This is a genomic window from Mesorhizobium sp. CO1-1-7, from assembly GCF_020164885.1.
Lineage (GTDB): Bacteria > Pseudomonadota > Alphaproteobacteria > Rhizobiales > Rhizobiaceae > Mesorhizobium > Mesorhizobium australicum.
In genome coordinates this window covers 106,743-119,636 of the sequence record NZ_JAIUHA010000013.1, presented here as the reverse complement: position 1 = coordinate 119,636, position 12,894 = coordinate 106,743, and the positions used below count along the sequence as shown (strand labels likewise).

The 12,894-nt window shown below is 64.1% G+C and carries 11 protein-coding genes; 7 read left to right on the top strand and 4 right to left on the bottom strand.

Going from position 1 to position 12,894, the window contains the following annotated elements:
* Positions 1 to 143: 143 nt before the first annotated feature.
* The 5 genes from lpxC (at position 144) to LB516_RS26040 (ending at position 7,148) form a co-directional block, all read left to right on the top strand.
* The gene (lpxC, locus tag LB516_RS26060; RefSeq protein WP_015317217.1) at positions 144 to 1,094 is read left to right on the top strand and encodes a UDP-3-O-acyl-N-acetylglucosamine deacetylase; all 951 of its coding nucleotides are present in this window, start codon (positions 144 to 146) and stop codon (positions 1,092 to 1,094) included.
* A 262-nt stretch (positions 1,095 to 1,356) separates the two neighbouring features.
* Positions 1,357 to 2,226 (top strand): outer membrane protein assembly factor BamD, encoded by an 870-nt coding sequence (locus LB516_RS26055; RefSeq protein ID WP_015317218.1) that lies wholly within the window; start codon positions 1,357 to 1,359, stop codon positions 2,224 to 2,226.
* A 184-nt stretch (positions 2,227 to 2,410) separates the two neighbouring features.
* A complete protein-coding gene (gene recN, locus LB516_RS26050; protein ID WP_140714589.1) occupies positions 2,411 to 4,084 on the top strand; it encodes a DNA repair protein RecN in 1,674 nt (557 codons plus the stop codon).
* A gap of 170 nt (positions 4,085 to 4,254) precedes the next feature.
* Positions 4,255 to 6,459, top strand: a complete 2,205-nt coding sequence (gene ligA, locus LB516_RS26045; RefSeq protein ID WP_140660922.1) for an NAD-dependent DNA ligase LigA — start codon at positions 4,255 to 4,257, stop codon at positions 6,457 to 6,459.
* A complete protein-coding gene (locus LB516_RS26040; RefSeq protein ID WP_224720623.1) occupies positions 6,456 to 7,148 on the top strand; it encodes a DUF2461 domain-containing protein in 693 nt (230 codons plus the stop codon). The genes ligA and LB516_RS26040 overlap by 4 nt, the downstream gene beginning before the upstream one ends.
* 26 nt (positions 7,149 to 7,174) lie before the next feature.
* Here LB516_RS26040 and LB516_RS26035 read toward each other — a convergent pair whose 3' ends face one another.
* Entirely contained in the window at positions 7,175 to 7,933 is a 759-nt protein-coding gene (locus LB516_RS26035) for an SDR family NAD(P)-dependent oxidoreductase (RefSeq protein ID WP_140615645.1), read from the bottom strand.
* A gap of 161 nt (positions 7,934 to 8,094) precedes the next feature.
* Here LB516_RS26035 and LB516_RS26030 point away from each other — a divergent pair, with 161 nt between their 5' ends.
* Both LB516_RS26030 and LB516_RS26025 read left to right on the top strand, forming a co-directional pair.
* Positions 8,095 to 8,823: an AzlC family ABC transporter permease gene (locus tag LB516_RS26030; RefSeq protein WP_140726132.1), complete on the top strand. Its 729-nt coding sequence runs from the start codon at positions 8,095 to 8,097 to the stop codon at positions 8,821 to 8,823.
* Positions 8,820 to 9,116 carry an AzlD family protein gene (locus LB516_RS26025; protein WP_023769676.1) on the top strand — a complete coding sequence of 99 codons (297 nt, stop codon included), beginning with the start codon at positions 8,820 to 8,822 and terminating at the stop codon, positions 9,114 to 9,116. Before LB516_RS26030 ends, LB516_RS26025 begins: the two co-directional genes overlap by 4 nt.
* A 135-nt stretch (positions 9,117 to 9,251) precedes the next feature.
* Here the strand turns inward: LB516_RS26025 and LB516_RS26020 are convergent, their stop codons facing one another.
* From LB516_RS26020 to LB516_RS26010, 3 genes are all read right to left on the bottom strand, one after another.
* Positions 9,252 to 11,096, bottom strand: coding sequence for an aminopeptidase P family protein (locus tag LB516_RS26020; RefSeq protein WP_224720622.1), 1,845 nt, complete (start codon positions 11,094 to 11,096; stop codon positions 9,252 to 9,254).
* Between the two features lie 216 nt (positions 11,097 to 11,312).
* Complete coding sequence (locus LB516_RS26015) at positions 11,313 to 12,185, bottom strand: 50S ribosomal protein L11 methyltransferase (protein ID WP_140822244.1); 873 nt, start codon at positions 12,183 to 12,185, stop codon at positions 11,313 to 11,315.
* 11 nt (positions 12,186 to 12,196) lie between these two features.
* Positions 12,197 to 12,775 carry an SCO family protein gene (locus LB516_RS26010; RefSeq protein WP_140615653.1) on the bottom strand — a complete coding sequence of 193 codons (579 nt, stop codon included), beginning with the start codon at positions 12,773 to 12,775 and terminating at the stop codon, positions 12,197 to 12,199.
* Positions 12,776 to 12,894: the final 119 nt, after the last annotated feature.

Genomic DNA, 12,894 nt, shown 5'->3' with positions numbered 1-12,894 from the left:
GATTTGGACTCTCCCTGCCGGGACACTATCTTCGCTGCCTACCATAGTCGGTTTGCCGGGATTCGGGGGAAGTCGCCCTGCCTGCCGATTTAACAAGAGCCGCGCCCTCGGGCTGGAGAAGCGGACCTAGGCATTACGGGCTCATGGGGATTGTCTTGCACGACCACCAGACGACAGTGAAGACGCGCGCGTCGCTTACAGGCACCGGCGTTCACAGCGGCAAAGAAGTTTCCATCAGTTTCCTGCCCGCGGATGCCGATACCGGCATCGTGTTCGCGCTCCTCAATGGAGACGGGCAGGGCCGTGAGTTCCGCGCCCTGTTTTCCGAGATCGGTGCCACCGACCTGTGCACCATGCTTGGCGATCCTTCGGGCGAGCACATCGCCACGGTCGAGCACATCATGGCTGCCCTGTTCGGGCTCGGCATCGACAATGTCATCATCGAGATCGACGGGTACGAGGTTCCAATCCTCGACGGCAGCGCCATGGCGTTCGTCGAAGCCATCGACCAGGCCGGCATCGAGACGCTGGCCGTCAAGCGGCGCTATATTAGGGTGGTCAAGCCGGTCCGCATCGAGAACGGCGCCTCCTGGGCGGAGTTCAGGCCCTATGACGGCACCCGTTTCGAGGTCGAGATCGATTTCGAAAGCCCGGCGATCGGCCGTCAGCTCTTCGCATCCGATATCAACGCCGATATTTTCCGCCGCGACATCGCGCGGGCCCGCACCTTCGGCTTCATGAAGGACGTCGAGCGGCTGTGGGCCGCCGGCTATGCTCTGGGATCCTCGCTGGAAAATTCCCTGGTGATCGGTGACGACAACCGCGTCATCAACATGGGCGGCCTGCGCTATCCCAACGAATTCGTGCGCCACAAGACGCTCGACGCCATGGGCGACCTGGCGCTGGCCGGCGCGCGCTTCATCGGTTGTTTCCGCTCTTATCGCGGCGGCCATCGGCTGAACGCCGCCGCACTGCGGCGCCTGCTGTCGGACCGCACCGCCTTCGAGATCGTCGAGACGACACGCCGCGAGCGTGGTCGCGCCGCCGAGATGAACGCCGTCAATGCGCCTCTCTATGCGCCCTGGATGATCTGATTTTCTTAATCTTTTTCGGATTCCATGGCGGTATGGGTGTTGCATGAATGCATCATCCATCGGCGAAATTGCGTAGATTTTCACGCCACGGTCCGCCGCCACAAAAATGTGCGATTGGCTGGACATAGCGTTGCCGGGCAAGGCGGTTATGGTTTATGGCTGCTGCCGTCGATTAGTGCATGTCGCTCAAAGGTGGGGACCAGTTTTGGGACAACTGCATGCAACGAGCATTAAAATAACGCCGAAAGGGCGCAATCCAATCATGTTCTTCAAGCGAGTCGGTCAATCGAAAGCGCCGCAGCGGTCTGTTTTCCTGGCGCTTTCGGTGGTTGTTCCATCGCTCTTTCTGGCGGCTTGCATGTCGTCGGAAAAAGACATCGACCTGTCGACCTATGTCGACCAGACCGAACCGGCCGACGTTCTCTACAATCAGGGCCTGGCCAATCTGAACGCCGGCCGCCTGGACGAGGCAAGCAAGAAATTCGACGCGGTCGACCGCCAGCACCCCTATTCGGAATGGGCCCGCAAATCGATGGTGATGGGCGCGTTCGCCGACTATCGAAAGGGCAGCTACGACGATGCGATCCAGTCGGCGAAGCGGTACCTGGCGCTCTATCCGTCCACGGATGACGCGGCCTATGCCCAGTACATCATTGGTCTGAGCTACTATCGCCAGATCAAGGATGTGACGCAGGACCAGAAGGAAGCACGCCAGACCCTGCAGACGATGCAGGACCTGGTGACGCGCTGGCCGACGTCGGAATATGTCGACGATGCCAAGGAAAAGATCCGCTTCGCCAACGACCAGCTCGCGGGCAAGGAAATGCAGATCGGCCGCTATTATCTGGAGCGCCGCGAGTACATCGCCGCCGTCAAACGCTTCCGCACCGTGGTCGAAAACTATTCCAACACCCGCCATGTCGAGGAAGCGCTCGCGCGCCTTACCGAAAGCTATTACGCGTTGGGCTTGACCTCGGAGGCCCAGACGGCGGCCGCGGTGCTCGGTACCAACTATCCCGACAGTTCGTGGTACAAGGATTCCTACAAGCTGCTGCAGAGCAACGGGCTGGCGCCGCGTGAAAATGCTGGGTCGTGGATATCCAAGGCCGGGAAGCTGATCACCGGCGCCTGACCGCGGAGCCTCCGAGCGAAGCGCGCAGCGCGCTTTTTCGGATTGATCCGAAGCTCAAACAAAAAGATAGTGCGGCGCTGCGACTCCAACTGTCGGGTGCCGCTTTATCCTTTTGTTTTTCGTGCCTGTCGTTATCCCGAAACCGGGTCCACTTTTGGGCGGCATGCAATAGGTCCGGTTTCTCATGCTTTCCAGACTGTCGATCCGCGATATCGTCCTGATCGAAAAGCTGGACATCGACTTCCAGCCGGGCCTTTCTGTGCTGACCGGCGAAACCGGCGCCGGCAAGTCCATCCTGCTCGATGCCCTGTCGCTGGCGCTCGGCGCGCGCGGCGATGCCTCGCTGGTGCGCCACGGCGCGTCCCAGGGCCAGGTCATTGCCGTGTTCGATGTTCCGCGCAACCATCCGGTGCGCGCGCTGCTCGCCGAAAACGCCATCGAGGATGATGGCGACGTCATCCTGCGGCGCGTGCAGACGGCGGATGGCCGGACCCGTGTGTTCGTCAACGACCAGCCGTCCTCCGTGACGCTGATGCGCGATGTCGGCCGCGCCCTGGTCGAGATTCACGGCCAGCATGACGAGCGCGCCTTGGTCGATCCCGGCGCGCATCGCGATGTGCTCGATGCTTTCGGCGGCCATCTCGGCGCCGTCCGCTCGACCGGCGAGGCATGGCGGCACTGGCGCGCCGCCCAGCAGGAGCTGACGCGCCATCGCGCCAAGGTGGAAGCCGCCGCGCGCGAAGCCGACTATCTGCGCGCCGCGGTTGCCGAACTGACCAAGCTCGATCCGCAGCCGGGCGAGGAAACCGAACTTGCCGAGCTGCGTGCCCACATGATGCGCGCCGAGAAGATCGCTTCCGAAATTCACGACGCGCAGGATGTGCTGTCGGGCCCGTCCTCGCCCTTGCCGCAACTGGCCAGCCTGCTGAGACGGCTGCAGCGCAAGGCGACGGAGGCGCCCGGCCTGCTCGAGGACGTGGTGAAGTCGCTGGACGAAGCCATGCTGTCTCTCGACGCGGCGCAGTCGGGCGTCGAGGCCGCGCTTCGTGCCACGGAGTATGATCCGCAGCGGCTGGAGAAAGCCGAGGAACGACTGTTTTCGCTGCGCGCGGCGTCACGCAAGCACAGCGTCGCCGTCGACGACCTGGCGCAGCTGCGCGACACGATGGTTGCCGATCTCGCCGATCTCGACGCCGGCGAAGAACGCCTGCACGGCTTGGAAAAGCAGGCGGCCGCCGCGCGCGAAGCCTATGACATCGCCGCCGCACAGCTGTCCTCGCTTCGTCATGCCGCGGCGGTCGGTCTGACCAAGGCGGTGATGGCCGAACTGCCGGCGCTGAAGCTCGAACGCGCGGCCTTTATCGTCGAGATGAAGAGCGAGGCCGAGGCGCGCATGGAAGAGGGCATCGACCAGATCGAGTTCTGGGTGCGCACCAATCCTGGCACGCGGCCCGGGCCGATGATGAAGGTTGCCTCCGGCGGCGAGCTTTCGCGCTTTCTCCTGGCGTTAAAGGTGGCGCTGGCCGACCGTGGCTCGGCGCCGACATTGGTTTTCGACGAAATCGACACCGGGGTGGGCGGCGCCGTCGCCGACGCCATTGGCCAGCGGCTGGCGCGGCTGTCGAAGCGCGTCCAGGTGCTTTCCGTCACCCATGCGCCGCAAGTGGCGGCGCGCGCGGCAACACATTTCCTGATCTCCAAATCGGGCAGCACCGACCGTGTCGCGACCGGAATTGCCGAGATGGACAGGACTGCGCGGCAGGAGGAGATCGCCCGCATGCTGGCCGGCGCCACGATCACCGACGAGGCGCGCGCCGCCGCCGAGCGGCTGCTGCGCGAGAATACAAACGCGGCATGAGACGATCCGGCGTCATGAGACGATCAGGCGTCATGAAACGATCAGGCATCATGGGGCGAGTCAGGATATGGCTCCATCCTGCTGTTCAGGAATGATCTTTTCCGAAAACCGGTTCCCACCTTTCAAGATCATGCTCTATTGTGGCGCGCCACCGTTCAGGGACAAAAAGCATGGCCGAAAAACCTGTCGATTCGCTCAGCGAAAGCGAGGCTGAAGCCGAACTCCAGCGCCTTGCCGAGGAGATCGCCGGTCATGACCGGCGCTACCATGCCGAGGACGCGCCCACGATCACGGACGCCGAGTATGACGCGCTGCGGCGGCGCAATCTTGCCATCGAGGAGCGCTTTCCCGGGCTGGTGCGTGAGGATTCGCCCTCGCTCAGGGTGGGTGCCGCCCCGGCGGAAGGCTTCACCAAGGTGCGCCATGCCGTGCCGATGCTCAGCCTCGCCAAGGCCTATACCGACGCCGACGTCACCGATTTCATCGAGCGCGGCCGGCGCTTCTTCGACCGCGACAAGGACCTCGACATTGCCTTCACCGCCGAACCGAAGATCGACGGGCTGTCGGCTTCGCTGCGTTACGAAAAGGGCGTGTTCGTGCAAGGCGCGACGCGCGGCGACGGCGCTGTCGGCGAGGACATCACCGCCAACCTCAGGACCATCGCCGACATTCCCGCCAAGCTGAAGGGTTCAGGCTGGCCCGAGACCATCGAGATCCGCGGCGAGGTCTATATGACCTATGCCGAATTCGAGGCGCTCAAGGCGCGCTCGGCGGCTGTGGGGGGCCAGGATTACGTCAATCCGCGCAACACGGCGGCCGGGTCGCTGCGCCAGAAGGATCCATCCGTCACCGCCAGCCGCAACCTCAAATTCTTTGCCTACGCGTGGGGTTACACGACGGCGGATCCGGCACCAACGCAGTATGAAGCGGTGCAGAGATTCGCCGATTGGGGCTTCAAGATCAGCCCGCTGATGGTGCGGGCGAAATCGGTCGAGGAACTGGTCGCGCATTATCACCTGATCGAGGAGCAACGCTCGTCGCTCGGCTATGACATAGACGGGGTCGTCTACAAGGTCGACCAGCTGGAGCTGCAGCGCCGCTGGGGTTTCGTCACCGGTGAGCCGCGCTGGGCCGTCGCGCACAAATTCCCGGCCGAACAGGCGATGACGACCGTGCAGAGGATCGACATCCAGGTCGGCCGAACCGGCACGCTGGCGCCGGTCGCGCGGCTTGCGCCGGTGACGGTCGGCGGCGTGGTGGTGGAGAACGTCACGCTGCACAATGAAGATTATATCAAGGGCCTGGACAGCACCGGCCAGCCGATCCGCGACGGCATCGACGTGCGCATCGGCGACACGGTGGTGATCCAGCGGGCAGGCGATGTCATCCCGCAGATCGTCAGCGTCGTCATCGACAAGCGTCCGCCCGATGCCGTGCCGTACGAATTCCCGCACTCTTGCCCGATCTGCGGCTCGCCGGCGACGCGCGAGATCAACGAGAAGACCGGCAAGGAGGATTCGCGCCGCCGCTGCACGGGCGAACTGATCTGCCCGGCGCAGGCCGTGGAAGGGCTGCGCCACTTCGTGTCGCGCGGCGCCCTGGATATCGAAGGCCTGGGCGCGGAGAACATCGACACGTTTTTCAATGCGGGTTTGATCAAGACAGCCGCCGACATCTTCACGCTCAGGGAGCGCCGCCCCGCCGTGACCAAGGCGCTGGCCGAGCGGCGCGAGGAGCAGGCCAGGCAACGCGAGGCCGCATCCGGCAAGACCCGCAAGAATGTGCGCAGCGTCGAGGACCGCAATTACGAAGGCCTCGACAAATTGTTCGCGGCCATCGATTCGCGCCGCGAGCCGGAGCTCGACCGCTTCATCTTCGCGCTCGGCATCCGCCATATAGGCGAGACGACGGCCGCCGTGCTTGCGCGAACATTCTCGACCATCGAGGAGCTGATCCGGGTCGGCAAGGAGACGGCGGCGGCGGAGGATCCGCATTCGGTCTTCCCGTCGATCAACGGCATTGGCGATACGGTGATCGATGCGCTGCGCGATTTCTTCGGCAACGAGCGCAATGACGAGGTGCTCGAGAAGTTGCTGCAACAGGTCAAGCCGAAGCCCTATATCGTCACCGTCTCGGCCGACAGCGAAGTTGCCGGCAAGACGATTGTCTTTACCGGTTCGCTGGAAAAGATGACCCGTTCCGAAGCCAAGGCGATGGCCGAACGTCTCGGCGCCAAGGTGGCCGGTTCGGTTTCGGCCAAGACCGATCTTTTGGTGGCGGGACCGGGTGCGGGCTCCAAACTCAAGCTTGCCAGCGAACTCGGCGTCGAGGTCATCGACGAGGACACCTGGCTGCAGCGGGTCGGCAAGTCGTGACGGACGGAACGTTCAAAGGTTTTGGTCCGAAAGCCATGCCGTTCTTCAAGGCGCTGGATTTCCACCAGAGCCGCGAATGGTTTGCGGAGAACCGCGCGCTTTTCGACAGCGATCTGCATGGGCCGATCGGCGATCTGGTCGAGGTCCTTACGGAGCGTTTCGCAACGGCGGGGCTTGGTCTGCGCGGCGACCGCAAGAAATCGCTGTTCCGCATCAATCGCGACGTCCGCTTTGCCAAGGACAAACGTCCCTACAACAGGCATGTTTCGGCCATTCTGTCACCAGACGGCAGCAAGACAGGCCTGGGCGTCTTCTACGTGCATATCGGGCTCGAGCGCTGCTTTGCCGACGTGGCCTGGTGGAACCCTGAGCCGCCGCTCTTGCTGGCGATGCGCAAGGCGATCACCGATCGGCCCGGCGAATTCCGCAAGCTGCTTTCAACGTTGAAGAAAAACGGCCTTGAATTCGAAACCGAAGGCCGCATGAAGCGGGCGCCGCGCGGTTTTGAGCAGATCGCGGACGCCGATCTCGCGGAGGCCGTGCGCAACCGGCATTTCGTCGTCCAGCGTGTCATCGATCCGACCGAAATTCACGCGCCGGCGCTGGTCGACGAGCTTGTCGAGTTTACATTACGCGCCAAGCCGCTGCTCGACTGGGGCAGGGCGATCCAGGGCAAGGTGACCGGTTAGTTTTCCGATCCGTTGGACAGGGCGGGCTACATCCGCATCAGGAGACCCCCATCGACGGCCAGCTCTATTCCGGTGATGTAGCTTGCCGCGTCGGAAAGCAGGAAGAGCGCCGCGTTGGCCATGTCCTGCGGCGTGCCGATGCGGCCGAGCGGTGTGTAGTCGGCGACGGCGGCGCGCTTCTCCTCGGTGTCCCAACGCGCCTGCAGCGGCGTCAGCGCCATGCCCGGGCAGATGGCGTTGGAGCGGATGCGCTCGCCGGCCAACTGCATGGCGAGCGACTTCGACAGCGCGCAGACGCCGGCCTTCGACGCCTGGTAGGCATCCTGTGGCTTCGGATCGCCGCGATACCACTGGATGGTCGAGAAATGCACCATGGCGCCGCCACGCCCGCCTGCGCGCATTTGCGGAACAACCGCGCGCGCCGTGTGCACGAAGGATTTCAGGTTGATGTTGAAGACCTGGTCCCAGACGTCGAGGTCCATCTCGAGAGCCGACTTGTCGCGGCCGAACCAGAGCACGCCTGCGACATTGGCGAGATAGTCGATACCGCCGCGTTCGCGGCCCGCAGCGCCGATGGTCCGTTCAACAAAGCCGGCGTCGGTGAGGTCGCCCTGGGCGAAGGTCAGCCGGTCGTCATAGGCGGCGAGCGCTGTCGGGCGTGGCTTGACGTCGATGGCGGTGACCGACGCGCCGGCATCGAGCAACGCCAGCGTGATCGCCTCGCCCATGCCGCCACCGGCCCCGGTGACGACTGCGTGCCTGCCGGTGAAATCATAAGCAATCATTAGAATCCCCCTCGTGTATTTTTGCCAAATGCCTGCCGGGCGACAATAGGATATCGCGTGAATCCTAACAGGGATCATTTCCGCTGATCGTTTGGCTCAAGCGAATTCGTGTGACAAGCCGGGCAGTGCTTCCTACATCAGCCCTCTGACCGGGGAGAGACATGTCGGCGCAAGCAATTTCCGAGAACGGCGCGAAAAGCGATTTCTGGCAAGGCGTACGGCTCTCCATGCCGGTCGTGGTGGCGGCGGCGCCGTTCGGGCTGCTGTTCGGCGCGATCGCCGTCGACAACGGCTTTTCCGTTTTCGAGGCCTTCCTGATGAGCGCGCTGATCTTCGGCGGCGCCAGCCAGATGGTCGGCATAGAACTGTTCGGCCAGCATGTCGCGCCGTGGCTGATCGTGCTGTCGATCTTCGCCGTCAATTTCCGCCACGTGCTCTATTCCGCCGGCATTGGCCGGCGCATCGCGCACTGGTCCGGGGTGCAGCAGGCGCTCGGTTTCTTCATCCTCACCGATCCGCAATTCGCCGTCGCCGAGGCCAGGGCCCAGTCGGGCCAGACCGTCGGCTTTGCCTGGTATCTGGGACTTGGGCTGCCGGTCTATGTATTCTGGACCATCGAAAGCGCGCTCGGCGCGCTGTTTGGAAAGCTCATTCCCGATCCCCATGCCCTGGGCATCGATTTCCTGCTGCCGATCTATTTCCTTGGCCTCGTGATGGGCTTCCGCAAGCGGCCGCTGTGGCTGCCGGTGGTCGTCGCCAGTGCCTGCGCCTCGATCATCGCCTACAAGACAGTGGGTTCGCCCTGGCACGTTTCGATCGGCGCCATCGCCGGTGTGTTGCTCGCCGTCGTCCTGCCGCCGCATCACAGCGGTGTGGAGACAAGGCCATGAGCACGACCTTCTGGATCATCATCGCCGGCGCCATCGCCACCTATCTCACCCGTATTGGCGGGCATCTGGTCATCTCGCGTTTCGATCACATCCATCCGCGGGTCGAGGCCGGGCTCAACGCCGTGCCTGCGGCGGTGCTGACGACGCTGGTGGCGCCGGCGGCGCTCGGCGCAGGCCCGGCGGAGTGGGCAGCGCTGGTCGTCTCCGCGCTGGTGGCGCTGCGTGGCGGGCTGATGGCGATGTTTCTGGCGGGCGCGGCGGTGTTGATCGTAGCGCGGCAGTTCGTCGGGTAGGGCGTATCGATATCCAGGTGATTCCGGCCCGCAGACGGCTGATAGCTGCGCTTCGGTGCTCCAATCCGGTTCTCCGTATCAACCGTTTTCGAACCGGTCTGGCCTGAACCTCGAGCCCTTCAGCGCTTCAGAAAATCAAATCTTCGCATCGTGCGGCAGCGGTGCCGTTGCCTTTTCGAGCCAGGCCAGCGTTTCGCCGTCGAGCATCGGACCGATCTCGGCCAGCACGCGGGCGTGGTAAGAGTCGAGCCAGTGCAATTCGTCTCGCGTCAGCAGATCCGATCGCACCAGCCTGACGTCGATCGGGGCCAGCGTCAGCGTCTCGAAACCGTGCATGGCGATGTCGCCGCCCTCGATCTGTTCGGCCGGCGTCACCAGGATGAGGTTCTCGATGCGGATGCCGTAGGCGCCTTCCTTGTAGTAGCCGGGCTCGTTCGACAGCATCATGCCTTCGAGCAGCTTTTCGGTGCCGGTGCGGGCGATACGCTGCGGACCCTCATGGACGGCCAGGTATGAGCCGACACCGTGGCCGGTGCCATGGGCGAAGTCGCAGCCATGCCTCCACAGCGCCATGCGGGCGACGGCGTCGATCTCCGAGCCGCGCGTGCCGGCGGGGAAGCGCAGCGTGGAAATGCCGATCATGCCTTTGAGCACCAGCGTGAAGCGCTCGCGCATCTCTTCGGTCGGCTGGCCGATCGGCACGGTGCGGGTGATGTCTGTCGTGCCGTCCTGGTATTGCGCGCCGGAATCGAGCAGGAACAGCTCACCGGCCTGGAGCTTGCGGCTGGTGGCGCGCGAGACGCGGTAATGCATGATGGCGCCGTTCGGGCCGGCGCCCGAAATGGTGTCGAAAGAGACGTCGCGCAGCGGCATCTGCGTTTCCTCGCCGGTCTGCCGGCGGGTTTCTTCGAGCCTGGTGACAACCGCGATTTCGTCGAGTGAGCCGGGTTTCTGGCGCTCCAGCCAGCACAACAGCTTGGCCACCGCCGCGCCGTCGCGGCGATGCGCGGCGCGCGAGCCGTTGATCTCGGCCTGGTTCTTGGTGGCGCGCGGAATGCGGGCAGGGTCGGGCGCGGCAACCACCGTGCCGCCATTGTCCTCGACCAGCATGCGCAGCCGGTCGGCGGCCAGCACCGGATCGAGCGCGATTTTCGCGCCGCTTTTCGCAAGTGCGGCGATCGCCGCTTCGAATTCGCCGGGCTCATGCGGATCGGCGAGCTGGGTGAGGTAGGCCGCCACCTGGCGCGAGAACTTGCGCCGATCCATGAAAAGCTGGTGCGACCCATCGGCGGCGAGTATGGCGAAGCCGAGCGCCAGCGGCGTGTGCGGCACGTCACCGCCACGGATGTTGAAGGCCCAGGCGATGGATGATGGGTCGGTCAGCACCGCATGGGTGGCGCCGTCCTTGCCGATCGCCGTCGCCAGCCGCGCCAGCTTGTCCTTGGCGAGTTCGCCGGCAAAGCCGATCGGATGAAGCTCGATCGGGGTCACGGGTGCGGCGGGCTGATCCTTCCAGATGATGTCGATCGGGTTCCTGTCGAGCGGCACCAGCACCGCGCCGGTCTTGTCGGCGGAGGCCTGCAGCGCCTTGACCTCGCCGATGGTGTGCAGCCAGGGATCGAAGCCCAGCCGCGCCCCCTTGCCGATGTTGTCCTTGAGCCAGACGGCGGGCGGATTGTCGACCAGGCTTTCGATCGAAAAGATGCCGAGATCGACCTCATTGCGCACCTGCAGCGTGTAGCGACCGTCGACAAAGACAAAGGCGCGGTCGCGCAGCACGATGGCGACGCCGGCCGAGCCGCTGAAGCCGGTCAGCCATTTCAGCCGTGCCGACCGGTCGGCGACGTATTCGCCCTGGTGCTCGTCAGCGCGCGGAACGATGAAGCCGTCGAGGCCGTTCGCGGTCAGCCACTGGCGCAGCAGCGCCACGCGCGGCTTGCCGACCGCCGGATCGCCCGCGGAATCGAAGCTCTGGAACATGATGGGCCTCCTTGGTATCCGCTCGACCGTAACCTATGGGCCTGGAAAGCGGAATCGATTTTCCGGCTGGTGCAAATTGCTACAGCGTCCTCCGGGTGACAACCAAATGAGGCTGGTCCAGCCATGGATAAAGGGGCGGCGGCGGCATTCTCTTGCCGACACGCATCGAAGTCCAGCAACCGGGACCGTTGAGGGCCGGCAACCGCCTTGCCGGCCTCAGTGCTTGAGATGGATCGTCACCCAGCCTTCGCGGTGCAAAGTACTGACGTGGCGGAAATTCTGGCCGACATAGGCCGAGATCACAGCGTCGCGCTGGCGGTCGAGAATGCCTGACAGCACGATCGAGCCGCCAAGCGTGACATGCCCTGCCATTTGCGGTGCCAGCCGCATCAGCGGCCGCGCCAATATGTTGGCGACGATGAGGTCGAAGGGCGCGCGCCTGGCAAAGATCGGGTGGTGAAAGCCAGGCGCGGTCACCGTCTCGATCAGGCCTTTGACGTGATTCAGACGCGCATTGGCGGCGGCGACCTTGACCGCGACCGGATCGATGTCGGTGGCCAGCACCGGAATATGTGCCAGCTTGGCGACGGCGATCGCCAGCACCGCACTGCCGGTACCGAGGTCGAGCGCGTTGCGCGGGTGCTCGCGCCGCACGACTTTCTCCAGCATTTCGAGGCAGCCCGCGGTGGTGCCGTGGTGGCCGGTGCCGAAGGCAAGGCCCGCTTCGATCTCAATGGCGAGTTCGCCGCTGTGGCGCTTCCTGCTGTCATGCGCGCCGTGGACGAAGAAACGGCCGGCGCGCACCGGCTTCAACCCTTCCAGGGACCGTGCCACCCAGTCGATGTCGGGCAACGCCTCGCGCTCGACCGGTCTCGACAAAGCCAGGCTTGCGAGAACATCCTTCAGCCGCGCCTCGACCGCTTCGACGTCGCCATCGGCGTAGAGCGAGACCTCGTGAATGTCGGCGTCTTCGTCGACCTCCAGCACGGCGATCGGCAGGCCCTCATCCTCGAAGGCCGTTTCGAGCGCCGCGAAGATGCGCTCGGCCTCGATCTTTCCGGTGGTGAAATGGAGCCGCGTCTGGGTCATGTGAATTCTTGTCAGCCCTTCGCGGCGAGGCGCTTCAGCTTCTCCACGGCGGTGCTGGCATTCTCGCCATAGGCGATCGTGCCCGCGAAGTCGCCCTTGGCGTTGAGCAGCAGCACCGAGGCGGTGTGGTCCATGGTGTAGTCGCCGTCGCCGGTATCGACCTTCTTCCAATAGATGCCGAACGCCTTGGCCATGGCATGGACCTTGTCCGGATCGCCGGTAATGCCGGTGATGCGGTCGGAGAAATTGCTGACATAGGCGTCCATCACCGGCGGCGTATCGCGCTCCGGATCGACCGAGACGAAATAGGCATGCAGGTTCTTGCCGTCGTCGCCGAGCGTCTTCAGCCAGCCGGAGAGTTCGAACAGCGTGGTCGGGCAAACTTCGGGGCAGTGGGTGAAGCCGAAAAAGACGACGCTGGGCTGGCCCCGGAAAGCGGCTTCGGTGATCGGTGCGCCTTTCTGGTCGACCAGGGTAAAGGGCGCGCCGAACGGTTCGCCGCCATAGTGACCGCGATACCAGTCGAAAGTCAGCCAGCCGATGCCGGCCGCCATCAGAATGAGAATGCCGACCAGGATAGAACGCATCATCAAAAAAGTCCGTCCGTAATGTCACGGCGCGCCGGCCAGAACCATGCACCCGTTGTAGGCCACAGTCTTAGCGGTTCGACGGGGTACACGCAAAGATGCCGCGTTGACGCAACCGGCTA